This window comes from Acinetobacter sp. CWB-G5, from assembly GCF_019209785.1.
Taxonomy (GTDB): domain Bacteria; phylum Pseudomonadota; class Gammaproteobacteria; order Pseudomonadales; family Moraxellaceae; genus Acinetobacter; species Acinetobacter johnsonii.
The window spans coordinates 102,712-127,291 of record NZ_JAHUTF010000002.1 but is presented as its reverse complement, the minus strand read 5'-3'; the positions used below and the strand labels follow the sequence as shown (position 1 = coordinate 127,291).

27 protein-coding genes are annotated in these 24,580 nt (G+C 41.9%); 9 read left to right on the top strand and 18 right to left on the bottom strand.

Annotated elements, in window-relative coordinates; genetic code table 11:
• Window positions 1–21 precede the first annotated feature (21 nt).
• Both KVY11_RS04690 and KVY11_RS04685 read right to left on the bottom strand, forming a co-directional pair.
• Window positions 22–846: a protein kinase gene (locus KVY11_RS04690; protein ID WP_218288281.1), complete on the bottom strand. Its 825-nt coding sequence runs from the start codon at window positions 844–846 to the stop codon at window positions 22–24.
• A complete protein-coding gene (locus KVY11_RS04685) occupies window positions 821–2,332 on the bottom strand; it encodes a DUF3336 domain-containing protein (protein WP_218288280.1) in 1,512 nt (503 codons plus the stop codon). Before KVY11_RS04685 ends, KVY11_RS04690 begins: the two co-directional genes overlap by 26 nt.
• A 204-nt stretch (window positions 2,333–2,536) precedes the next feature.
• Between KVY11_RS04685 and KVY11_RS04680 the strand changes: the two genes are divergently transcribed.
• Window positions 2,537–3,409 carry an ATP-binding protein gene (locus tag KVY11_RS04680; protein ID WP_218288279.1) on the top strand — a complete coding sequence of 291 codons (873 nt, stop codon included), beginning with the start codon at window positions 2,537–2,539 and terminating at the stop codon, window positions 3,407–3,409.
• 161 nt (window positions 3,410–3,570) lie between these two features.
• On the opposite strand, the gene KVY11_RS04675 is transcribed toward KVY11_RS04680, so the two are convergent.
• On the bottom strand, window positions 3,571–4,239 hold the full coding sequence (locus KVY11_RS04675; protein WP_010327090.1) for an isochorismatase family protein: 669 nt from the start codon (window positions 4,237–4,239) through the stop codon (window positions 3,571–3,573).
• Window positions 4,240–4,786: 547 nt separating this feature from the next.
• Window positions 4,787–5,803: a tRNA (adenosine(37)-N6)-threonylcarbamoyltransferase complex transferase subunit TsaD gene (gene tsaD / locus KVY11_RS04670; RefSeq protein WP_218288278.1), complete on the bottom strand. Its 1,017-nt coding sequence runs from the start codon at window positions 5,801–5,803 to the stop codon at window positions 4,787–4,789.
• A gap of 145 nt (window positions 5,804–5,948) precedes the next feature.
• Here tsaD and rpsU point away from each other — a divergent pair, with 145 nt between their 5' ends.
• Window positions 5,949–6,164, top strand: coding sequence for a 30S ribosomal protein S21 (gene rpsU / locus KVY11_RS04665; protein ID WP_001136722.1), 216 nt, complete (start codon window positions 5,949–5,951; stop codon window positions 6,162–6,164).
• Between the two features lie 33 nt (window positions 6,165–6,197).
• Window positions 6,198–6,644, top strand: a complete 447-nt coding sequence (locus tag KVY11_RS04660; RefSeq protein WP_004982206.1) for a GatB/YqeY domain-containing protein — start codon at window positions 6,198–6,200, stop codon at window positions 6,642–6,644.
• A 168-nt stretch (window positions 6,645–6,812) separates the two neighbouring features.
• Here KVY11_RS04660 and KVY11_RS04655 read toward each other — a convergent pair whose 3' ends face one another.
• The 12 genes from KVY11_RS04655 to KVY11_RS04600 form a co-directional block, all read right to left on the bottom strand.
• A complete protein-coding gene (locus KVY11_RS04655; RefSeq protein WP_218288277.1) occupies window positions 6,813–8,252 on the bottom strand; it encodes a M48 family metalloprotease in 1,440 nt (479 codons plus the stop codon).
• Between the two features lie 84 nt (window positions 8,253–8,336).
• Window positions 8,337–9,305 carry a D-glycerate dehydrogenase gene (locus tag KVY11_RS04650; protein WP_218288276.1) on the bottom strand — a complete coding sequence of 323 codons (969 nt, stop codon included), beginning with the start codon at window positions 9,303–9,305 and terminating at the stop codon, window positions 8,337–8,339.
• Between the two features lie 2 nt (window positions 9,306–9,307).
• Window positions 9,308–9,973 (bottom strand): hypothetical protein, encoded by a 666-nt coding sequence (locus tag KVY11_RS04645; RefSeq protein WP_062033874.1) that lies wholly within the window; start codon window positions 9,971–9,973, stop codon window positions 9,308–9,310.
• 120 nt (window positions 9,974–10,093) lie between these two features.
• Window positions 10,094–11,980 carry a M48 family metalloprotease gene (locus tag KVY11_RS04640; RefSeq protein WP_218288275.1) on the bottom strand — a complete coding sequence of 629 codons (1,887 nt, stop codon included), beginning with the start codon at window positions 11,978–11,980 and terminating at the stop codon, window positions 10,094–10,096.
• A gap of 87 nt (window positions 11,981–12,067) precedes the next feature.
• Window positions 12,068–13,603 (bottom strand): amidophosphoribosyltransferase, encoded by a 1,536-nt coding sequence (gene purF, locus KVY11_RS04635; RefSeq protein ID WP_218288274.1) that lies wholly within the window; start codon window positions 13,601–13,603, stop codon window positions 12,068–12,070.
• Window positions 13,604–13,627: 24 nt separating this feature from the next.
• Entirely contained in the window at window positions 13,628–14,212 is a 585-nt protein-coding gene (locus KVY11_RS04630; protein WP_004696270.1) for a CvpA family protein, read from the bottom strand.
• Complete coding sequence (locus KVY11_RS04625) at window positions 14,209–15,219, bottom strand: quinone-dependent dihydroorotate dehydrogenase (RefSeq protein WP_010327095.1); 1,011 nt, start codon at window positions 15,217–15,219, stop codon at window positions 14,209–14,211. Before KVY11_RS04625 ends, KVY11_RS04630 begins: the two co-directional genes overlap by 4 nt.
• 90 nt (window positions 15,220–15,309) lie before the next feature.
• A complete protein-coding gene (gspM, locus tag KVY11_RS04620) occupies window positions 15,310–15,789 on the bottom strand; it encodes a type II secretion system protein GspM (protein ID WP_168158910.1) in 480 nt (159 codons plus the stop codon).
• The gene (gene gspL / locus KVY11_RS04615) at window positions 15,789–16,928 is read right to left on the bottom strand and encodes a type II secretion system protein GspL (RefSeq protein ID WP_218288273.1); all 1,140 of its coding nucleotides are present in this window, start codon (window positions 16,926–16,928) and stop codon (window positions 15,789–15,791) included. The genes gspM and gspL overlap by 1 nt, the downstream gene beginning before the upstream one ends.
• A 29-nt stretch (window positions 16,929–16,957) precedes the next feature.
• Window positions 16,958–17,413 carry a phosphoglycerate mutase family protein gene (locus tag KVY11_RS04610; RefSeq protein ID WP_218288272.1) on the bottom strand — a complete coding sequence of 152 codons (456 nt, stop codon included), beginning with the start codon at window positions 17,411–17,413 and terminating at the stop codon, window positions 16,958–16,960.
• 102 nt (window positions 17,414–17,515) lie between these two features.
• Entirely contained in the window at window positions 17,516–18,589 is a 1,074-nt protein-coding gene (locus KVY11_RS04605; RefSeq protein ID WP_218288271.1) for an NAD(P)H-dependent glycerol-3-phosphate dehydrogenase, read from the bottom strand.
• 23 nt (window positions 18,590–18,612) lie between these two features.
• Window positions 18,613–19,188, bottom strand: coding sequence for a nitroreductase family protein (locus KVY11_RS04600; protein WP_218288270.1), 576 nt, complete (start codon window positions 19,186–19,188; stop codon window positions 18,613–18,615).
• A 232-nt stretch (window positions 19,189–19,420) separates the two neighbouring features.
• On the opposite strand from KVY11_RS04600, the gene KVY11_RS04595 reads away from it, so the two are divergent.
• Entirely contained in the window at window positions 19,421–19,801 is a 381-nt protein-coding gene (locus tag KVY11_RS04595) for a hypothetical protein (protein ID WP_004982234.1), read from the top strand.
• A gap of 59 nt (window positions 19,802–19,860) precedes the next feature.
• On the opposite strand, the gene rhlB is transcribed toward KVY11_RS04595, so the two are convergent.
• Window positions 19,861–21,012: an ATP-dependent RNA helicase RhlB gene (rhlB, locus tag KVY11_RS04590; protein WP_140402869.1), complete on the bottom strand. Its 1,152-nt coding sequence runs from the start codon at window positions 21,010–21,012 to the stop codon at window positions 19,861–19,863.
• 97 nt (window positions 21,013–21,109) lie between these two features.
• Window positions 21,110–21,322, bottom strand: coding sequence for a cold-shock protein (locus KVY11_RS04585; RefSeq protein WP_004648643.1), 213 nt, complete (start codon window positions 21,320–21,322; stop codon window positions 21,110–21,112).
• 391 nt (window positions 21,323–21,713) lie between these two features.
• On the opposite strand from KVY11_RS04585, the gene KVY11_RS04580 reads away from it, so the two are divergent.
• The 5 genes from KVY11_RS04580 (at window position 21,714) to KVY11_RS04560 (ending at window position 24,465) form a co-directional block, all read left to right on the top strand.
• Window positions 21,714–21,947: a sulfurtransferase TusA family protein gene (locus KVY11_RS04580; RefSeq protein WP_004696251.1), complete on the top strand. Its 234-nt coding sequence runs from the start codon at window positions 21,714–21,716 to the stop codon at window positions 21,945–21,947.
• Window positions 21,948–22,085: 138 nt separating this feature from the next.
• Complete coding sequence (gene rpoH, locus KVY11_RS04575; RefSeq protein ID WP_218288269.1) at window positions 22,086–22,955, top strand: RNA polymerase sigma factor RpoH; 870 nt, start codon at window positions 22,086–22,088, stop codon at window positions 22,953–22,955.
• 129 nt (window positions 22,956–23,084) lie between these two features.
• Entirely contained in the window at window positions 23,085–23,450 is a 366-nt protein-coding gene (locus KVY11_RS04570) for a DUF423 domain-containing protein (RefSeq protein ID WP_062033855.1), read from the top strand.
• A gap of 19 nt (window positions 23,451–23,469) precedes the next feature.
• Complete coding sequence (gene thiS, locus KVY11_RS04565) at window positions 23,470–23,667, top strand: sulfur carrier protein ThiS (RefSeq protein ID WP_004696245.1); 198 nt, start codon at window positions 23,470–23,472, stop codon at window positions 23,665–23,667.
• 12 nt (window positions 23,668–23,679) lie between these two features.
• The gene (locus tag KVY11_RS04560; protein WP_005400610.1) at window positions 23,680–24,465 is read left to right on the top strand and encodes a thiazole synthase; all 786 of its coding nucleotides are present in this window, start codon (window positions 23,680–23,682) and stop codon (window positions 24,463–24,465) included.
• Window positions 24,466–24,580: the final 115 nt, after the last annotated feature.

Genomic DNA, 24,580 nt, shown 5'->3' with positions numbered 1-24,580 from the left:
AACTTTATACTTGGCTTTTTCTCATTCAATTTCAGTCATTAAGCATCGTTTTGCAGCCATGGTATTTTGCCATCTTTGGCTTTTTTGCTTAGCTAAAAGTCCATGTAATAATGGACTAAAACCCTGAAAAGGTTCTGGAAGTGCTATCTTCAAAAACTGACAGTGTAAATACGCCCAATCTTGGTAGCTTGATGCCTGCAAACGTTGATCAGTCAACCACTCAAGTAGAATGATCCCGAGTGCATACAGGTCGGTTTGTACGGTCTTTGCTTCACCATGAAATAATTCAGGTGCCATATAGCGCGGTGTCGCCGTTAGAGCCTTTTGACAGCTTATTTCACCAATTCTTTGGCTCTGCTCAAAATCAATTAATTTACATGTAGAACCATCTAACAAAAAATGCGAAGCTTTTAAATCAGCATGAATCCACCCCATCTGATGTAATTCTTCAACAGCATTCAGCATTTTAAAAATGATATGAATGACATGATCACGACTTAACTGATGGGAATTCGCCATAAGTAAGGATGGAACATCTTTTAAGATGAGTGCGGCTTTCACCAGCTCTGAGTGAAACTCAAAATTTTCAAGGATTTGCACTTCAGGCAAGAACTTTGGCAGTTGCAGCATCGCAAGTGCATGTTGATAAAAACTAAGTTCAGTGTCAAAGCCGTTAATTAGCGCCACATGCTCTGATAGCGACTGATACTTTAACCAATACCCCTGCCCTGCAACTTCAAAGCGATAAAGCCTTCGCCCCCAGCCCAAACGCTGAGTCGGAGTATGAAGCGACATCGCGAGAGCATTTAATTCTTGACGATTAAACTGCCAAGAATTCGGATTCATTCATCTCTGCCGTATCCAATGCAGTTAAGACCTCTAAACAATGTTGTATAGTTTTCCCGACACGAGCATGTGTTTCAATCATTGAGATTTTTGGCCAAGTTGCACGTTCGCCTTCACGTTGTAAGAGTTTAAATAAGTGTGGTCTTGGATTTTGCAGCATATAGCTATAATGGCGCAGGCCATATTTCCCTACAATGTTTACATCGCCATAATAACGCTGATCGACCACGCCATAGCCATGATCCAGTAAACGACGAATCGGTGGAATCATACCCACACGCTCACGGGCAAAGTCCATCACCCCTTTACTAATCACTTTACCCTGTCTGCGTACAATCCGTTCAGGCCAGCTCAACATGTCTTTCCGAAACCGCGCTTCATCTGACTGCATAAACGGCACCACATGCGGGTTCACTTGACTGGCAATGGTGTAGTTTAAATTGTATAAACGCGCCATTTTTTCCTGCGGAAAATCGCTACGCACGCTGCCATCAACCCAGCGAGTAGAAGACATATAGGGGGTATATAAGCCATCATGTCGTTTACTGGTGAGCTTGACTGGCGGAAATAGAATCGGCACTGCACAAGACGCGAGTACCGCACTCCATACCAATAAGTCAGGTGAAGTAAAGGTATTCATAATGCGTGGATTTTGTGAGGCATCATAAGGCGCAACCGCAACATTATTATACAAGCCTGACTGCTTAAATGCCTCTTCAAAGGTAACGTCACCTAAATTTGCAATTAAAAAGTTTTTTAAATGCTTTACATCCGCTAAGCCGCCATTGCCCTTTAAGACCTCACGAAAGCCTCGAAACTGAAATGCGTCGGTGAAAAAGTTTTCACCATTTAAGATGCTCAGCATTTCTGCAGGCGTTGCTCGGCCCAGCATCGCTGTCATAATGGCACCTGCACTTGAACCAGACAGCACTTTCGGCATCAGGTCTTGCTCAAGCAAAGCCTTGCACACACCTGTATGAAACAGTCCTAATGTTGCCCCCCCTGAAAACATCATGGCAGGTTGTCCAAAAGCTTTTTGGCAGTGCTGAAAAAATTCAATTTTTTGCTGTTTATCGAGACACTGGCAATCCATAGATGCTACAAATGCTAAACCTCGACTGACTTCTTCAATATAGTCTTCAATAATTTTCTTGGTGCCGACGTAAGTTGCGGTAAACAACATGGGGTGAGCGATATTGGCAATGTCATAACTCAGACCTTCCCGTAGCAAGTACATCAAATCGGTCGTGCGCTTTTGTTGGCGATAACGCTTCAATAATCCCAAACGATGGGTAATGACTTCTGCATCGAAATAAGGTGAACAGTTGTCATACTTCCACTCTTGCGCCCCTGACTCTTCATCAATTCTAAGCGCAATGCTTTTCCACTCAGTATAATTGTCTACCTGAGCCAATTGGTTTTTCAGTTTTTTGATTCGATAGGCTTGGTGCGGGTTGATTTCCCGTGTGAAATCTTTAAACAACATATTCATCCTCACCCACTTTTTTTGTTTTCCTAAAATTTCACTGACACGTTAAAGCGTCAGTCTAACTGACTATGTGCAAATTATGTGAGCATTACAATTGCCATTTCAACCCTAAAATTGGCAAATCTACACCACGTTAAGGGTTTGACGCGGCTAGATCGGATGTTAAGATCAACAACAAGTGTAATTATAAGCTGATTAATCATGGCGACCATTGACCTACCGAACAATATCTTAGAAGCACTATCAACTGTACTCCAACAACTACAGCAAAGCCTACCAGAAGTTAAACAAGCACCTGATTTTTCAGCGATTGCCTTTAAATGGGAAAATGGCGAGTTAAAAGCCATTCATCAGCTCAAACGAATCGAATTAAATGATTTAAAAGGCATTGAGCGTCAAAAAGAAAAAGTACTGCAAAATACAGAACAGTTTCTTAATGGTTTACCTGCCAATGACGTCCTGCTTACAGGCTCTCGCGGGACAGGTAAATCCTCTATTGTGCGTGCTTTATTAACAGAATATGCAGAGCAAGGCTTAAGACTGATTGAAATTGAACGTGATGATTTATCCGAACTGCCTGAAATTCAAAAGCTAATTGCAGAGCGCCCTGAAAAGTTTATTGTGTATTGTGATGACTTGGCTTTTAACGCCGAAGATGAAAACTATCGCAGTTTAAAAAGTGTGCTAGATGGGTCTTTGCAGTCAGGTTCAAGTAATTTTATTATTTATGCCACCAGTAACCGTCGTCATTTGCTGCCTGAGTTTATGCATGAAAACACACCTGTGACTCGAGTCGACGTACCGCAGTACACTGAACTGCATCCACAAGAAGCGATTGAAGAAAAAATTTCACTCTCCGATCGTTTTGGATTATGGCTGTCTTTTTATCCAATGGATCAAAACTTATATTTGGACATTGTGCAGCACTACTTAGCAAAAGCTCAAATCTCCATGGACGATAGGGTACGAGCCGAAGCGCTTCGTTGGTGTCAAGCACGTGGACAACGCTCTGGACGTGCCGCGTATCAATTTTCTAAACACTGGGTCGGTTCACAACAATTAAAACAGCTTTAGTATAAAAATACTGATCGGCGCTTAAGCATCTATTTTATTTCAATTATTTTTATATTTAATAGTTCAGTCTGATCAAAGAAATAACCCAAATTCCGCATTAGAATTTGGGTTATTTCTTTGAAAATTAGGGATAAATATCAGTTCAAATCGGTTTGATCTGATTATTGATATTTATCTAAGTTTGTTTCTGGCCCATCTTTAACCACAGCTTGTGCTTTTGCATAACTCTCCATTAAGCATTTATATTCTGGGCAGACATGATCTGAAAGAATTTCAGCAAAACGGGAGCCTTCTGGACGGTTCCAAGTACGCATTAACTCGGCCACAATCGCAAAAGTATCGGTTGGAATTGCGCCCGCTTGGGTCACACGAGCAATTGATGTATCTGTAGCTAATTTGCTCCAGTTGCCTGATGCATCCACAACACAATAGACGTTATAACCTTCTTTACGAGCGCTTACAGCAGGGAAAGTCATACATACACTGGTCAGTGTTCCCGCAATAATCAGTGTCTTCCTACCCGTTTTTTTAACTTCATCTACAAATAATGGATTGTCCCAAGTATTAATTTGTCCAGTCCGTGGTACATAAACTGCGTGCGGAGCAAAGTGGTGAATTTCAGGAATTAAAGGGCCATTGGGGCCATCAGGTACAGAAGCCGTAGTAATTACAGGTATATTTAATAAAGTTGCCGCTTTTGCAATTGCAATCACATAATTGCGTAAGTCGGGTACAGGTACATCGCGTACGGTATTAAAAAGTCCACTTTGATGATCAATCAGTAGAATTATCGAATCATCAGGGTCTAGCATTCCATTAGTAGCCGCCATGGGTAACACCTCTAAAATTTTCTTCTAATTATGTACTTCCATTGTTGTAATGAAAGTTCCTAAGACAGACCGTCATAGCTTTGTGATTTATACGACCAAGATATTTTTTAATTAAATCTACATCTGCCTTTCATATAAACTAAAGAATATCCTTAAGCTCAGGAAGCTAAATCATGTTACGTGTTGTAATTGGCCTTCGTGGCTGTGAGTTTTATCCTCGTATAGAAATAAAAACTTAAGAAAAATAGAAACTATTAACATTAATCAATACCTTAAAACCATATAAAATAGAATTTCAATTGAAGTCAAAATACTCAAAGTTTTAATCTTTTGAGATCAATCAAAAACCACACTAGGCATACTTATCCCCAATTTCTATGGATAAACCTATGGGTAAATACTTTTAACTTGATGCTAAGCTACATTTAAATGAGTCAAAAAATATTTTTAAAGTCGAAGCAGAGCATTTTTAACAGCCCTTTGGTAAAGACCTAAATGTAAAAAAACCCAACATTTAGTCGGGCTTTAGGCTTATCAAATGAAAGTCTTAGACTTCACTGGGATTGGTCAAATCAGTCATTGGCCAGCGAGGCGTTGTCGTTACAGCTAAACCATCTTGCTGCCCTGCTTTTAACCGCTGATAACCAGCAAAAGCAATCATAGCGCCATTGTCCGTACAAAGTGCAGGTTCTGCATAATACACCTGCCCGCGAATTTTAGTTAAATCTGCTTCAAGACGTTCACGTAAGCGCTTATTTGCACTTACACCACCAGCAATGACTAAACGTTTTAAACCTGTTTGCTTCAATGCTTTCACAGATTTTTTAACCAAGGTATCCACAATGGCTTCTTGAAAACTCGCTGCAATATCCGCATCACGGTTTTCGTCACCGAGTTTTTTCATTTGCACAGATACGGCTGTTTTTAAACCACTAAATGAAAACTCCAAACCTTGATGCAGCATTGGACGTGGGAAAGCAAAGGCATTCGGATCACCTTGCTCAGCCAGTTTTGAAATATTTGGGCCACCTGGATACGGTAATCCCATCATTTTCGCAACCTTATCAAAGGCCTCACCTGCAGCATCATCAATTGATTCACCCAATAATTCGTACTGTCCAATCCCATAGGCAGCCATCAATTGAGAATGCCCACCTGAGACCAAAAGTGCTACAAAAGGAAATTCTGGCGGCGTTTCCGATAAAAGTGGTGCCAACATATGCCCTTCCATATGATGCACACCAATTGCAGGTTTATTTAAAGCAAAGGCCAAAGTTCGACCAAACAGCGCACCTGTCATCAGCGCGCCCATCAAACCTGGGCCACGCGTATATGCCACGGCATCAATTTCAGATTTTTTTACACCACTTTCTTCAAGCAGTTGATTCATCAATGGAATCAGCTTACGCACATGGTCACGCGATGCCAACTCCGGCACCACACCACCATACTCTGCATGCAGTTTAATTTGGCTGTACAGCACTTGCCCACGTAAACCCGACTCGCTGTCATAAAGGGCAAGTCCTGTTTCATCACAAGATGTTTCTAAGCCTAAAACGATCATTAAACTGCCTATAACCTGTATCAAATCTATTGCGTGAACCATTATAGACTTGTGGTATGAGATGTAAATGAGTAAAATACTGACCTTCACTTGTGATCAGGGCAATGTCGCCCAGATCTTATCCATAACTTAATGAGGATTCTTCATGCCACAAGTTAAATTGAAAGAAGGCGAACCAGTAGACGTAGCTATCCGTCGTTTCAAACGTTCATGCGAAAAAGCGGGCGTTTTAGCTGACGTTCGTAAGCGCGAATTCTACGAGAAACCAACTCAAGAACGTAAGCGCAAAAAAGCTGCTGCTGTTAAACGCTACCAAAAGAAATTGGCGCGTGAATCAGTACGTACTACTCGCCTTTACTAAGATTAATTTGTGATTGACTGCCTGGACTAAATAATGACTACTTTAAAAAGCCAAATAACTGAAGTTTTGAAAGCCACTATGCGTGCTAAAGAAATGGATAAGTTAACGGTAATTCGTGGTCTACAGGCGGCAATTAAGCAAATCGAAGTCGATGAGCGCAAAGAACTTGACGACGCTCAAGTTCTTGCGGTCATTGAAAAACAAATTAAACAACGTAAAGAATCGATCAAAGCCTTTGAAGGCGCTGGTCGAGAAGATTTAGCTAGTAAGGAACAAGCCGAACTTGAGGTTTTATCTCAATTTCTACCAGAAGCTATGACTGAGGAAGAACTTGATTCCATGATTGCGCAAACGATTGCAGCGCAAGAAGCTACTAGCATGAAAGATATGGGTAAGGTGATGAATTCTCTGCGTCCGCTCATAGCCGGGCGCGCCGATCCTTCTCAAGTTTCAGCAAAAATTAAAGCAAAACTGGCTTAATTTAAAAATCTTTAAATCGATTACGTTGAACTGACCTTAAAAAAGGCAGTTCAAAGTTCTACTATATATAAAAATTATTATTATTCTTTTTATTTTATCTATTCATTCTCTGATTTAAAACTGCTTCCGAATTTTCTCTGTTGACCCTCTATTTTCAATACCACTTTTCTAAGCTCTAAATTGTCGATCCTTTTGCATTTGGGTTAAACGCGTTTTAATGGTCGCTAACATTGATTCATTATCTTTCGCTAAACGCTGAGCATGCAATAAAGATTTAATCGCTTCTTCTTCAAAACCCGACCAGAACTGCACTTCAGCCCGGTAGCGCAGAACATTAATGGTATGCATTGGGGACTTTTTATCTAAACTTGCGGCTTGCTGCATCAGTCTCCACGCATTCACATCACGCGGATTATTTTTCAAAAACCGATTGAGTACAGGCTGCGCAAGCTCAGGTCGATTCTGACGAATGTAAACTTCAGCCAATTTATAATTTAAAGCCCGATTTTCAGGCATGATGCTCGCAGGTGATTGAATCACGGTAAGAGCTTCATTCACCCGATTTTGTCCAAGTAAAATATCAGTTTGAATCAAGGTTTGTAGGTTATGTAATTTCTGATGTGACTTGGCCTGATCTAAGACTTGTTGAGCAAGTTTATAGTCACCTTGTTTAAGGTAAAAACTGGCCAAAGCCAGTTGTGCTGCATAACTGTTACGACTCACCAGCATCTGTAGTTGCTGTTCTGTCGCCTGATTCGAGATCACCATGGTATACAGCTTCAAGATCTCAAAGTCTTCATCACGCCAAGTAGATTTCACTTTAGGCAACTGATTCGCTCTAAGTCTCGCCTCACTCATTCGCTCAGTCGTGAGTGGGTGTGTGAACCAAAAGTCGGGTAAAAAACTCACTCGACTGGTTGCACGGTGCATCACTTCAAAAAAATCAGCCATACTTTGCGGGTTATAACCAGCGCTATACATGTACTGCATCCCTATACGGTCAGCTTCACGCTCTTGGTTACGACTATAAGACAACTGCTTGTCCATGAGTGCGGCTTGCGTACCAACCATGACCGCTGAACCGACATCACCATCGGCTTGAGACGCAACCAAAGCACCAACCAAAATCCCAGCCAGCGCGAGTAACCCCTGCCCCTTAAACGCCTCTTGCGAACGACTGTAGTGGCGCTGTGTGACGTGCGCAATTTCGTGCGCCATTACGCCGGCAACTTCATCCATATTATTGGCATTGGTAATCAAACCAGCATTTAATGCAAACAAACCACCTGGGACTGCAAAGGCATTAATTTGCGGGTCATTAATGACCACCAGACCAATCGGTTGACCGAGTTGGGTTTGACTCAAAATGCTTGAAAAAGCATTCATCAGTTGATCTTCTAACCACGGATTTTGCGTAACAGGTAGCTGACGCTGTACTTCACGATAAACTTTTTCACCAATATAGCGCTCATTATATTGATCAATAAAACCTATACCCGAACCAATCTCAGGCACATTAAACTGTGGGGCATTCGTAAGAAATTGACCTTCTGCAAAACCAACAGTCGAAATAAGACTTAAACTGCACGCACACAGAAAACGCTTCAACCCTCACCCCGACTTTATTTAAAGGAATCGAATGACTATAACATTGATAATTGAATGAAAATGCAATGAAGTGTTATCAAATTTTTATCTAAATTCAGGATTCACCACATATTGAGGTTGACCACCTTCCAATGCTTTCACCAAGTTTTGGTAAGCCAACTCTGCCATTTTTTTACGTGTTACAGATGTTGCAGAACCAATATGTGGCAACGTTACCACATTATGCAGCTGGAACAGTGCTGAATCTTGCAAGGGTTCTTTTTCATAAACATCCAGCCCAGCTGCAAAAATTTGCTTTTGCTCCAAGGCCTGAATAAGTGCCTGTTCATCCACTACGGCACCACGCGAAATATTTACAAAGACGGCATGAGATTGCATTTTCTTAAAAGCTTCTGCATCAATCAAATGCTGCGTATGCGCGTTTAGATCAACCGCCACAACAATGAAGTCCGATTGCTGTAACAGCTCATCTAATTCGCAAAAACGTGCATTTAGGGGTTGTGCCAATTCTAATTTTTCTCGGCGCCCGTGATACAAAATATTCATATTGAAACCATGAAAACCCCGTCGCGCAATTGCCGCACCAATATTTCCTAAGCCTATAATACCCAATGTTTGACCAAATATTTCCTGACCAAATTGTGCCTGCCCGACAGTACGCGACCACTGACCTGTTTTGGTCCATTGATCTAAATAAGGCACTTGACGTGCCGCACTCATCAACAAAGTAAAGGCCAAATCGGCTGTCGTTTCAGTTAGCACATGAGGGGTGTGACTGAGCCAAATTTTTGCTTGGTTTAAGTAGTTCAAATCATAGTTGTCATAGCCAACACTGACACTAGATATAATTTTGAGCTGTTTCGCCGTTTCTAGGTTGTTTTGATTCAGTAAACGCCCTGCACCAATCATGGCATCCGCATCCGCAACTTGCTCGCGGATTTGCGTATTTACATCACCTGCTTTCGGGTTGATGACCACCACGTGATAACGCTGCTCTAGGCGCTGTAATACTTCTGCATCTATTTGACTAAAAACAACGACTTTCTGCTTCATACCTATTCCATATTTTGTTGTTTTGCTCGCATCATGTGCCACAGGGCTTTTTTAAGCAATGGCTGATCAAGCATTTCTTGTAAGCTTGCTGCTTGTGTGACTTTTATACCATTAGCATTTGGTATAGAGCCCAATGCAATAACAGTTTTACCCTGACTTAAACCATCAAAGAAACCTTGAATATAACTCTGGACACCGCGCCCATCTTGTAAGTTCAACAAAGGAAAAGGCCAAGTCAGCGCATACTTTTGCGCTGGTAAGGCTTGCACAATATTTTGCCACAGCTGCTGCTGCTCCACGCTCAATTGTGTCGCTTCAATGACCAAGGCGCAGTGCTCCAAGGCAACAGCTTGCAACTGAAAAGCCTCAACATGGATGGCCTCTCGGACAATCTCTTCTTTTAATGCTGTAACAGTTTCTTGTTCAATCGGTTGTGTTGCAATTTCAGCAAGAGGCGCTGGATGTGGAAGCTTATTCTTTACAGGTGGATGTTCAGGAATGCTTTTGGCTTCGGGCTGAGACTGAGGTCGCACAATTTCAGAAATAATCTCAGTCGCGTTTTGATCTCGCCAGATCGATGTGGCTACATTTTGTTGAGACGGCAAAAAATCAGGAACCCACAAATCAATTCCTAAACTCGCCAAAACCTCACGCTGATGCCCGATCATCTTATACCTTCACACTTAATTCAGTGCATATTCTATCGAGAAATGCCTAGAGATGCTGTTCTTTTCACATTATATTCGCATAGACAGTATGCAAATACTAAGAACGCATTAAACCCTCAATTAAACAATCATCAAGCGATTCTTCTTTTGCATTTGCTCAACGATCTCCTCACTGTCAAAACCGAGACGCCAATAGAGCAACTCCAAAACATCCTGCTCATCTTGAGTAATAATGCGGTCATTCCATAGACAAATTTCAGCCACCCCCAAAATACTCAAACGATCCCGCAGCAGCAGCCCAGCCATATCATTTAAAATTTCGGCCAAATCAATCGGCTCATCTGAAATTTCCGCATACTGCTCCAACTCTTGCACAGTTAAAACTCGACGCAAGATTTTCTCTCGTACTTCCAGCTGTGTTTCACTATTGATTTGTTGCACATGCAACAAAGCATCAATTAAACGCACAATCTGCGGTTTAACTTCATCTAGGGCCGCAGGTGTATGTACAGGCAACAAATTCAACTCAAACTTGACCCGTTCAAGTAGCAGTGCATCCAACAGTCCAATTTCACCGTCTTCTTGAATAATCCTCGCCAACTTTAATAAAAACTGGCGTGCAATTGTCGCTGGCATGCCACCAATATTTCGGCATGCCTCATGGAAAATTGAAATATGAACACGACCATCTAAGTTTAACAATGAATCAACAATGGCACGGCTGACTTCAGCCTCAGCAGGAATAAACTCACGGAATTGACGAATCATGAGAATCGCGACCATCAGCTCGCGCGAACCTGTTGCGGTCTGTAAAGCTCGCTGAATTAACTCTGGACGTTCAATATGTGCACGTACTTCAGGGTTAAGCGGTTTAATTGCATCTTTAATGGCAAAACTAATCGGAGACAGTCTTAATAAGGGCAAAGGCTGCGGTGAAGTCCAAGGCGCTTGGAAATCTGCGTACTGCTCTTCTAAGGAACGAAACAAGCCAAATAACGGACGGTTGCGCAGTTTTTCTAGGTTTTCTAACTGTATGTCTTGAACCAAATTCGGATTCATTTCATAAATACGCTCTTCAATGCTTGGATGAATATTCATCCAACTTTGCGCACTTAATGAGTTGGCAAAACACATGTGTGCAATCGATTCAGAGTATTCACTGTGAATTTGTGAACCTGCGTGATGCACATAGATACGCATCAAGGTTTGAATATTGGCATCATTTTGCATCAGACGACGTGTTTTCATATCATTTTTTAAAGTACGCCCCCCCAACGTCAGAAACTTAATGCAGCGGGTAACCAGCACCCCCAAACTACCAATCAGCCAAATCACACCACCTGTTGCGACAAAAGTGGTTTCAAAACTTTGCGACTTTTTATGATGAGTTGAAAAACCCAATTTAGCAATTTTACTGCCCCACTGACTGAAGGTGGTGAGGGCACTATATAAAATTTTTAGCCGTGTATTTTCAGCAGTCTCACCCGATAAAATTTGATTAAACTCATGATTCAATAACCCCGTCAGCTCAAGTTCATCGAGGTTTTGCAGGGCGCCCCACGTTAAAATAATCGCAATATCTTTGGGATCAAAACCAGCGGTTAAAGCATTTACCCCCACTTCATCGGGCAAAACATACACAGCAGGTGTTTCAATTAAAAAAGTATCAGCTAGTTTTTCTGTAATTTTCAGAGCAATACTTTCTTCTGGTGTACTTTCAATCAAACTTAAACGTCGTGCACGCAGTTGCTTGGCCAGACTGTGTCCGCCTGAACGGAACACATACAGCTCATATACCACGGAATAACTCATCACCAAGAGCAATAAACCAATGATATAAATACTCAAGCTATGCCAAAAAATGCTTTGACTCGAATCAAAATAAAAAACCAGCAGTCCAGCCACAGTATTTAAAATAAATAGCGACAAAAGTACCGCAAGCAAGCAGATACTGGCAGACCACAACATGTTTTTATTCTTTATGATTGAATAACTTACACCCTTCAATGTAAATCCCTTTTCTTACATTGTTTGAATCAATCCATCATAAATGAAAAAAGCGGGAAACTCCCGCTTTTCTCAAATCTAAATCAATTAGACTTCTTTCACACCCGTCAAATCAACGGAAGCTGCATCAATGTTGACATCAATATAGCTGTCTTTCTTTTTCGATGTTTCACGGCGTTTCGCCTGTAATTCATCTAAATAAGCTTCATCGATACCGCCAGCAACATATTTACCATCAAATACCGAGCAATCAAACTCTTGTAAATCTGGCACTTTGCTGGTGCGCACAGCTGCTTTTAAGTCTTCTAAATCTTGGAAAATTAGGCGATCTGCACCAATAATTTCACGAATTTCTTCAACTGTACGCTCAGATGCGATCAACTCTTCTTTTGCTGGCATATCAATGCCATACACGTTTGGATATTTCACCATCGGTGCAGCAGAAGCAAAGAAGACTTTTTTTGCACCCGCATCACGTGCCATTTGGATAATTTCGTTACACGTAGTACCACGTACAATTGAGTCATCCACCAAAAGTACATTTTTACCTTGGAACTCAAGTTCAACAGGGTTCAACTTTTGACGGACTGATTTTTTACGTAATTGCTGACCCGGCATAATGAAGGTACGGCCGATGTAGCGGTTCTTCATAAAGCCTTCGCGGAACTTCACACCCAGCATATTTGCAAGTTCAAGTGCAGAAGTACGCGAGGTATCTGGAATTGGGATCACAACATCGATATCGTGCTCTTCACTCCACTCCGTCAGAATTTTCTGAGCAAGTTTCTCACCCATTTTTAAACGTGCTTTGTAGACTGAAATGCCATCAATAATCGCATCTGGACGCGCAAAGTAAACATATTCAAAAATACATGGACGGTATTCTGGGGCTTCAGCACACTGCTTGGTAAACATCTGCCCTGTTGAATCAATAAAGATCGCTTCACCCGGTGCAATATCACGCTCAACTTTAAAGCCAAGAGCCGTAATAGCGACAGACTCAGATGCAATGATATATTCCATACCAGCATCAGTTTCACGCGATCCGTAAATCAGTGGACGAATACCATTTGGATCACGGAAGCCGACTAAGCCATGCCCAGTAAGCATTGCAACCACGGCATAACCACCTTTACAGCGCTCATGTACTTTACTAACCACATGAAAAATGTCGTCTGCTGTAGGCATTAATTTGCCGCGTTTTTGCAATTCATGCGCAAACACGTTTAACAGTACTTCTGAGTCTGAATCCGTATTCATATGACGTAAGTCTGTTTTGAACAGATCGTCATGAATTTCTTCAGCATTGGTTAAGTTACCATTATGCGCTAACGTGATCCCGTAAGGTGAGTTCACATAGAAGGGCTGCGCTTCAGCGCTGCTCGATGAACCCGCTGTAGGATAACGCACATGCCCAATACCATAGTTACCTTGTAATGCACGCATATGGCGAGTGTGGAACACATCACGAACCATGCCATTGTCTTTACGTAAGAATAAACGACCTTCGTGGCAGGTTACTATCCCAGCTGCATCTTGCCCACGATGTTGTAACATCGTTAATGCATCAAACAACATTTGGTTAACAGCTGATTTACCAGCTATACCAACTACTCCACACATAGCAACCTCGCAGACAAGCTAGGATTAATAAAAAGGATTATTTGTTGACTCACCCTGTCCCTCAGCATTTTTCGAGGAAATTTTCGGTGAAGAATCTGAAGATACATGTGTATCTTTAGACTTGATATGTGACATCGCCTCGCTTGCAGCCTCTTTAGAAAGCTCCATCGCCCAAGGCGCGTAAGGCAAAAGTGTTTGGACAAACTTGGATTGTCTCCAATATGGAGAACTTTCAACCCAAGAACCCACACCTTGCATCGTAATCAGAACAATTAACAACCCTTTTAATGAACCAAAAGCACCGCCGGCTAATCGATTCAAAGGCCCGAGTTTTAAACTCTTCAATATGTTATTCAGTAATGCCGTGACTATCCACGTCAAAACCACAATAACCAATACAATAAATGCAAAAGCTGCAATTTTTTGAACCACTGGATCTTCACTGAGTGAGACCATCGAAGGTGCTAGGACGCTTGCAAATTTAGCACCAACAATCAGCGCTAAAATCCATCCTATCAAGTTCGCAAAGGCTTTAACAAATCCTTGACGCAAACCGTTGAGCCCTCCAATGAGCAATACAATCAATATGAAGATATCAATGGCATTCATGTTGTTTTCATTGCAGAGACGCAGTCTTGAATTAAGGTTGGTCCTGTATAGATGAGGCCACTATAAACTTGTACAAGGTTTGCCCCTGCATTTTGTTTTGCAAGCGCCTGCTCACCCGACAAAATCCCACCCACACCAATCAAAGGAATCTGACCGTTTAAAACCTCAGCAAAGGCTTTTAAACACGCTGTACTTTTCTCAAACACAGGCGCACCAGATAAACCACCCGCTTCGTCACCAAAAGGTAAGTTTTCCACCCCTTCACGAGACAAAGTCGTATTGGTCACAATCAGACCATCAATTTTAAACTGAAGCAGTTGTTTCGCAATAAATTGAATATCTTCCGCTTCCAAATCTGGCGCAACTTTCAGCACCAAGGGTACATAGTGCTGTTGCTCTTCAGCCAACTCTAACTGACGTTTTTTCAGCGTCTCTAGCAGCTCGGTTAAAGCATCGCCACTTTGCAAACTACGCAAGTTTTTAGTATTTGGAGAAGAAATGTTAACGGTAATATAAGACGCATAGTTATAGACTTTTTCTAAACAAATGAGATAGTCATCTACTGCTTTTTCGACTGGGGTATCCGCATTTTTGCCGATATTAATCCCTAAAACCCCTTTGAACTTTGCCGCTTTGACATTTTCAATCAGTTGATCCACACCAGCGTTGTTAAAACCCATACGGTTAATAATGGCTTTAGCTTGTGGGATACGGAATAAACGCGGTAGAGGATTGCCTTGCTGTGGACGTGGAGTAATGGTTCCAATTTCAATAAAACCAAACCCTAGACCTGCCAGTGCGTCAATATAAGCACCATTTTTATCTAGACCAGCAGCCAAACCTACAGGATTGGGGAACTCGATGCCCATACATGTCACCGGTTTAGCCGCTATATTTTGACGCATTAAGCCTAGCTTATGCGTTGATTTCAATAGCGATAGTGTTAGCTCATGTGCACGCTCTGGTGCTAAAGTAAACAACAAAGGGCGGGCAAGAGAATACAACATATCTGTAAAAGTCTACTGCTTTTTAAGTCGCCATATTATAGGCATAGCCTAGCTAAAACACCATGCTTCGTCTGGCTTTATTTTTAGCGATTATTTCACGCTCGCCGATAATTTAATCTGCCCTGCGTCTGAGACCAACTCCATTTTTTCAATACTCAAACCATTTTGCGTTAGTTGGGTCAAAAAGTTGGCTAACACTACATAGTTGGCATGGCTTACTACCAACTGAATTTGTTCAGCATTCTGCTGCGAAGCAACCGACAAACCTTGCTGCTGTGCAATACGCTGGATCTGTTCCATCGGGGTTAGTTGACCATCTGAGCTCGATTTCATGGTGACTGCATTGCTCTGCATCCATGTCATGGTTTCTTTGAGCTGGTTCACGCGTTTTTGCTGTTTCTCTGCCGCAGCATGGGTATACCAAAGTGCAGCCCCTATCGAGCTCACCAATACGAAAATGAGCAAGAAGATGACTAATACACGGTCGCGCGGTGTAAGACGATCAAAATAAGTACTGATCAGCTCTAAACGCTGATCCAAAACAGTTTGTAAATTTTGCATGGCTTTCATTATTGTATTTTCACCATTCCAATTGCCCCACCCGTGGTCGGCTGAATATTGCCTAATTCAACCTGAAAACCTTGTTGATTAAGCTGCTGAGTGAGTGTCTGTAAAGCCTCTGCCGAGTTGGCTTTAAGTTGCATATTTAGGCTATTCGCTTCATACACCACCTGATTAGCCACAATTTGCTGTTGCATAAGCACAGGCCCAACGCGACTCAATAAAGACAAAGCTTGCGCATCCGCTTGTTTATTCATATTCAGTTGATATTCAAACTGGCTTCGCAGCGTTTGCTCGGTCACAGGATAGTTCGCACCAAACCAATATTTAAATTGATCGACCGCCTGAACAGCCACTTGCTCTGCAAGCTTTTTATTTTGATACCAACGGGTCGCATCATAGGTCAATTGCGTCACAATCAATGCAGCCAATACCGCTGCACAGGCTTTCCAATAGCCCGTTGAAACATGTTGCTCTTTCACCTTCGGCAAAAGATTCCATGGATGTTGTTTTGCTCTTGGCAATGCCATCCATTCATAATGGAAAGACTCAAGCTGCTCCTGCGTCACACTGGCGTTTAAGCTATGCATGTGCGAAGCACTAAAGTTACAAATTTTATATTTTTGGTTGACTGCTTGATAATCTAAAAATACAGCAAGATCATCAATTGATCCGCCCAACCAAGTATTAGCGCGAAACAGAAGTCGCTCTTCAACATAGCCCAAGATTACCTGTTCTGCGTCAGGTACAGGCAAAATCAGAAAATCAGGCAATAGGCTGACCAGCTTCACAGGAATCAAACTCAAGGCATGCTGTAAAGTCTCTAAACGATGCTTTGAAATACCCAAAACAGTGAGTTGCTCAGGCGCTTGAAATTGATGTAATACTTTCATCTGATCGATTGAGCTCAATACATATTCTTCCAGCAAATACTTCACACCTTCAGCCCCCAACTGCTTGTATTGGGCCTTAGGCATATTTTGCTGAATAATTTGCACATCACGGCTTGGAAAGAAAACAGTTGCTTCCTCACCATGATGCGCTTGTATATCTTGGATCAATTGCTCAATTGTATGAGCTGATTGCCATCTTTCCCCTATAGACCAGTGCCATGTTCCATCGGCTTCGGGCATCCAAATTTGCAACATGTATTATATTCTGCCGTTTTAATTGGTTTTTATATGCTAGGTATAAATGCTTTTGTTTGTGTCGACAAGCCTTCCGCAATAACCGCTTGCTCATAAATCCGCGCTTCAGCCAAAGCATAAGGATTGAAAGATTCTGTCACCAAAATCGAGGCCATATGTGCCACCACATTCATATGACACACCACCACAATAGACTCATACGGCAAATGTGATAACCATTCCACAGCCGCTTTTGCATCATCATCGGGCTTAATGGTATTGCAGATTACAACAGGTACATCCGCAAAGTGCTGTTTAATGTGTGCCAATGTTTCCTGCGCACGCAGCAATGGGCTAACCACAAAGACATCAGGTTGGATCCGTGACTTTAAAAAGTCAGCAGTTTGCACTGCCTGTGCATGCCCACGTTCGGTGAGTGGGCGCTTAGTGTCATTCCCCATGATCGGTGGTGCAGCTTCGCCATGACGTACCAAAGTCAGTTGCATAAAAAATCCTTATTCAAATCCTGATTATTTTAATTAATTTTTATGACAATTCAGTCATTCTACCCACTTAAACGCTCATTTTATTTCGTTTTTTAAGTGACTTTAAACCTCATGATGCGGCAAAACAAACTCCACATCACTGCGGTGTCCATTTTTCATTAAGGATAATGCAATTGTCATTGGTGGCGCATTTTCAAAAATAACACTGTATAAAGCGCTAGTAATCGGCATATACACATCTAGCTCTTCAGAACGTGATTTGACTTGTACAATAGTGTTAATGCCTTCTGCTGTTTGTCCCAATTCAGCGGTTGCCTGTTCCAAACTCTTGCCTTGCCCCAGTGCAAAACCGATTTGATAGTTGCGACTCAGTGGACTGCTACACGTTGCAAATAAATCACCGACACCAGACAGCCCTAAGAAGGTCAGTGGATTTGCCCCTAACTTCACAGCAAAACGACTCATTTCCGCCAAAGCACGAGTCAAAATCATACTCTTGGTATTTTCACCGACTTTGTATGCAGCAGCCATTCCCATCGCAACCGCATAAATGTTTTTAAGCGCACCGCCGAGTTCTACACCATGCACATCATCACTGGCGAAAACACGGAACAAGGCACTATGCAAAGCTTGTTGTACCGCATAACGCACTAAGTCAGACTGGCTTGCAATGACCGTCCCAGCTGGTTGTCCTGCCACAATTTCCTTGGCCAAGTTGGGCCCAGATAACACGCCATAAGGCACTTCTGGTAGCTCTGAGCGAATAATGTCACTCATAAAACTAAAAGTATTCGCTTCAATACCCTTGGTCAAAGACACCACTGCTTGCGAAGTAATAAACGGTTTAATTTGTTTAAGGACATCACGGAAAGAATGGCTCGGAATCGCCACCAAAATAATGTCGCGATCACGAACCGCCTCTTCTATATTTGAAACTGCACGTAAACCATCTTCAAGTTTAAAATCGGGCAAATAGCGTTTATTCACATGTGTCGCATTGATATCAGCCGCAACCGCTTTATCACGAATCCAAATCATGGTATCGCAGCCATTGCGAACCGCGGTATTCGCCATCGCAGTCCCAAAACTACCTCCACCCAAAACGGTAATACGTAGTGCCGTTTTTTGATCTACTGCTACAGGTTCAACCAAATCTGAAAACTTTAACTCTGACATTATTTTTATATCCTAAAATGGAACTATTGATTCCAATAACTTACATAATCTTGGGTTTGAATTTCGGCACGTGGCGGAATCGCTTTAACTGCCGTACCAATATATAAAATACCTGAGATCAAATCATCTGCGCTGAGGCCTAAAGCCTGTTTGAAATGCACCGACTCCACCACTGCCCCACTACGCCACATACTCGAAAAACCTTGAGCTTGTAGGGACAAAATAAAATTCTGAATAGTAGCCCCACTACTTAAAGTCTGCTCAAAATTAGGGACTTTCGGATGCGATTGAAATTTAGTCAATGCCAAAACCAGTAATGGGGCACGAAAAGGATGATTTTTAACACGCTCTAACTGTGCTGACTCAGTCTCACCCAAATCAGCCAAGGCTTGTGACAATAACTCACCAAATGCCTCACGTTGATCTTCAGCAATCACGATAAAACGTGTCGGTTTTAAACGATGATGATCTGGTGCAGTCAATGCGGCTCGAAATGCCCGCTCTAATTGTTCTGCACTTGGTGCAGGCTCGACCAAATGGCCAATCGATTGACGTTGATGCATATTCTGGTGAACGATATCTACCGCGAGTTCCGTCATTAGGCTCTTAATCTTTCAAATTAAACAATACGTTTTAGAGTAGCACACTCTGAAAAGTTTGCTCTAGCGCTTCAGTATGAAATACCCAGTTTCGACAAAACTAATTTTAAAATTCTGAGCATTTTTCAAACTGTCCGATAAGACTGCATTTTTCATACATTTCTTACATGATTCATCCGACAAGCTATGTTCCAATAAACAATGATTTAATAAAACATGACTGGGGTATGAAATGAAAAAGAATATCGCTATTGCTGGAGCAGCAGCACTAACACTACTTCTAAGCGCTTGCGCATCGACACCAAGCAACTCTTTAGCGATCCAAAAAGCTGACAATCAATACGAAGTTACAGGTATTGGGAAAACTGCATTGATTGCAAAAAACAACGCGATTGAAGCAGCAGCTAAAACGTGTGGCTCTAAAGCAACAGCGATTGTGAGTGATGAAAAAACCGAATATCAAGGTGCTTTAAAAGGCGTAGTGAGTGACGAAACTGGAAAAATGATCCAAGCAGCCGCATCTGTACTGGGTTCTATTTCGGGTACAAACTCAGGCATTAACCAAGACAGTGACTATCAAACAATCCTGACTTTTTCGTGTAAAGCAAAATAAAGATGCCATAAAAAAACCGCTCATCTGAGCGGTTTTTTTACACCAATCACGTCAAACGATTAGCAATAGCCATCTAAACGTGTCAGTGGCAGTTTTTGCCCAATGGCTTTTTCAATTTCTGGTAGATAGAATGCATCATCTTCAGATAAGAAACTAATACTCACACCACGTGTACCTGCACGACCTGTACGACCAATACGGTGTACATAGTCATCCGACTGTTCAGGTAAAGTGAAATTGACCACATGCGATACACCATCCACATGGATACCACGTCCCGCAACATCGGTTGCAATCATGATGTTATGTTGACCATTTTTAAATTGATCTAACATTTTCAAACGTTTGTCTTGTGCAATTTCACCTGACAGCATCACCACTTTATAGCCATCACGCTTCAAGTTGTCATAGAGCTTACGCACTTGATCGCGACGATTTGCGAAAATCATCACTTTTTCAATGGGCTCATCACGCAGAATGTCTTGTAGCAATTTATATTTATCAGACTTTGCGACCATGTACACCCGTTGTTCAACGTCTGCATTGGTCTTCTTCTCTGGCTCAATTTCAACAGTTACAGGTTCAAACAACCACTGCTGCGCAAGGTTTAAAACATCGTAACTAAACGTTGCAGAGAACATCAGAGTCTGACGTTGTTCCTTACGCGGTGAGAAACGAACAATACGTTTGACTGAAGGAATAAAGCCCATATCTAATAAGCGATCGGCTTCATCAATCACTAAAAATTCAATCTGGTCGAGCCAAACTTCTTTTTGTTCAACAAAGTCAATCAGACGACCTGGCGTCGCCACCATAATATCGACAGGTTTTTTATCAAGTTGTGCTTTTTGTTTATCAAAGTCAACGCCGCCTAAAAGCGTCACGACATGTAAATCTGAGAATTTTGTGAGTTCTTTCGCATCGCTTTCGATTTGCAGTGCAAGCTCTCGAGTCGGTGCTAAAATCAAGGCACGAGGTTCACCGCGGTAGCGCTGCTCTTGAATTGGATTATTCAGCAAGTCGTTAATCACGCTCACCAAAAATGCCGCTGTTTTACCAGTCCCTGTTTGCGCACGACCAATTGCATCGTGTCCCGCCAAAGTGAATTTTAAAACCTTTTGCTGAATAGGCGTCATATCCTTAAAACCTAAAGCATCAATAGCTCGTTTAAGTTGAGGATGTAAATTTAAGGTTTCAAAACCTGATGACATATAAGTGCGCTCTGACGAAAAATCACGAAAATTGATCTGTAGTATAAACAAAAACGCCCCAATTTACATTGGGGCGTTTTAAAGTACGTTCAGACAATTAGTCTAAAGGTTGTACTTCTTCAGCTTGGAAGCCTTTTTGACCTTTTACAACGCTGAATTCAACGCGTTGGCCGTCACGTAGTGAACGATGGCCGTCGCCTTGGATTGCACGGAAGTGAACGAATACATCGTCGCCGCCATTGCGTTGGATAAAGCCGAAGCCTTTAGTGTCGTTGAACCATTTAACTACGCCTTGTTCACGAGCTGTCATAAGTTAATCCTCATTGTATCTAAAAGAAGGACCACCCGGTGTTGCAAACAGCAGACCAAACAAGGTTTAAAAATATTTATTATTTCTAAGCTTGTAATCATTCTGTATAACTATTAACAAAATCCCGGTTACATCCATTTGTAAAATAGGCTTTAAAACAATTTATGGTTGTGTTAAATCCCAGTACGCGACGAGCTTAACATGGGTTAAAAACAATTCATACCCTTTTTTTTGATTAATCGTCTTTTTAATTCAGCATATTTTTTAACTAGTTATTTGTAATTTTAGATATAGCGACTATAGGCCTATAAAGCATGAAATATTTGGGTTTTGGCACTGAATTTGCTAATATTTCTACCCACCTAAATGTTGTAAAGCCTTCCTTAGCTATATGAGTGATATCGAACAAAATACCAACATTATTGATGCAATGGGGCAACCATGTCCTATGCCTCTGTTGTTGCTTAAACGCGCACTTAAGAAGAGTCCAGCGCAGCATTTTCTATTAAAATCGTCTGATCCGCACAGTCAGATCGATATCACGCGTTATTGCGAAATCCATCATTTAACTTGCGTTTTGAAACAAATTAATGAGCATGAATTTCACTACTTCATTGAATCTTAATTCTTTTCAATTACACTAAGTATATTCACATTTGCATAAAAGTTTACATTTCTATACCCAATTTTCCATTATTCAGTGGAAGATTGGATTAAGATAAATTCAATTGTTGGGTAAAAATGAAATCCCTAAGGAGAACACATGAGTGACAGCAGCAATCAATTGATGCCCCTGTCATTATCGGCACCAGGTGTAAACTTGGGCGCTTATATTAGTACTGTCAACCAAATCCCGATTTTGACAGCGGAACAAGAAAAAGAGCTAGCTGAACGCTACTATTATGACCAAGACCTCGATGCCGCTAAACTTCTAGTCATGTCGCATCTGCGTTTTGTGGTTCATATTGCCCGCAGTTATGCAGGCTACGGCTTACCTCAAGGTGACCTCATTCAAGAAGGTAACTTGGGCTTAATGAAAGCTGTTAAACGCTTCGACCCAAACATGGGCGTACGCTTGGTCTCTTTTGCGGTACACTGGATTAAAGCCGAAATTCACGAATATGTGATTCGTAACTGGCGTATTGTCAAAATTGCAACGACTAAAGCACAACGTAAACTGTTCTTTAATTTACGTAGTCTAAAAAAATCGTCTAAAAAGCTCACTCTAAAAGAAGCGCAATCGATTGCGAATGACCTCAATGTAGCACCTGAACAGGTGTTAGAAATGGAAGGTCGTTTAACTGCTTATGATGCAGCGTTTGAAGCTCAAGGCGATGATGACGATGAAGGTTCAACCCATGTTGCACCTGCGCTCTATCTTGAAGATAACCGCTATGACCCAGCGCGTTTGGCTGAAGAAGAAGATTACGAAGAACAGAGCACCAATGCTTTGCATGATGCGATGGAACAACTTGATGACCGTTCGCGTAATATTTTACAGCGCCGTTGGTTAGATGATGAAAAATCGACACTGCACGAACTAGCTGCTGAATACAATGTTTCCGCCGAACGCATTCGTCAACTTGAAAAAAATGCCATGGAAAAAATTAAAGTGGCGATGTCATCGAACTAAGATGATACCAATACAGAAAAGGGCGAAATGCCCTTTTCTTTTTACTAATAAATGAGGCTTTTTGTCTTTTAACCTTTCTTCAAAATATGCTACTTTGTTGCGCACAGTGATATAAGTAAAGCATTGCATATGTGGATTGCGATTTCAGCGCTGAATTTAGCGTTTGCCGTTATATTAGGTGCCTTTGGCGCACACGGTCTCAAAGCACGTGCTACTGAAGCCCAATTGGCTTGGTGGCAAACTGCAACTGATTACTTTTTTTACCATGCGCTTGGTTTACTGGCGCTCGGCATTTTGGCCAAAGTTATTCCTCAACTTCCCATCAAAACCAGCTTTTTACTGATTCAAATCGGCATCTTCTTTTTCTGTGGTTCCCTCTATGTCATGGCATTGGGCTTACCGCGTGGCCTAGGTGCGATTACCCCGATTGGTGGTGCATTGATGATTGCAGGTTGGTTGGTTCTGGCATGGAATGCCATGAAATATGCCAAGTAAACAACTAGAGATGAGCACGATGCAGATTTATTTAAACGGCGAACTACAGCACACCGAATGTAAAAACCTGCTTGAACTGGTGCAAACCTTTGCACTTGAAGGCAAACGTTTTGCTGTTGAGCAAAATGAAAATATTATTAGTAAAAGTAAATTGGAACACACTCCAATTTGTGCAATGGATCGAATTGAAATTATTCATGCCGTCGGTGGCGGTTAATACGGAGTTCACATGCAAGACAGCCCTCTCATCATTGGTTCTAGATCATTTCAATCTCGTCTACTGGTGGGCACAGGTAAATATAAGGACCTGCAAGAAACCGATTTGGCCATTCAAGCCAGTGGCGCAGAAATCGTGACTGTTGCTATTCGTCGGGTCAATATTGGTCAACACCCCGACCAACCAAACTTATTGTCCGTGGTCCCACCTGAAAAATACACCATTCTCCCAAATACAGCAGGCTGCTTTGATGCCAATAGTGCCGTGCGTACCTGTATGTTAGCGCGTGAATTATTAGACGGTCATAACTTGGTCAAGCTTGAGGTACTCGGTGATGAAAAAACGCTGTATCCAAACATTACCGAAACATTGAAAGCGGCACGTACCCTGATTGACGATGGTTTTGAAATCATGGTCTATACCTCGGATGACCCAATTGTGGCACAAGAGCTTGAAAGCATGGGCTGTGTTGCCATCATGCCTTTAGGCAGTTTGATTGGTTCGGGTTTAGGGATTTTGAATCCACACACAATTTCTATTATTAAAGAAAATGCCAAAGTGCCTGTGTTGGTGGATGCTGGTGTGGGAACTGCAAGTGATGCAGCCATTGCAATGGAACTCGGCTGTGATGGCGTGTTGATGAATACCGCGATTGCTGCAGCTCAACACCCGATTTTAATGGCTTCTGCAATGAAAAAAGCAGTTGAAGCGGGTCGTGAAGCATTCCTCGCAGGTCGTATGCCTCGCAAACGTATGGCCAATGCAAGCTCACCAGAAACAGGTTATTTCTTTAAATAATCTCTTAATCTGTTTTAAGCAATAAAAAAGGACTCTTCGGAGTCCTTTTTTATTTATCTGAACACTAGGACAACACTTTATGATGACCTAGGTTGTAGGGACATTTCGCCACACG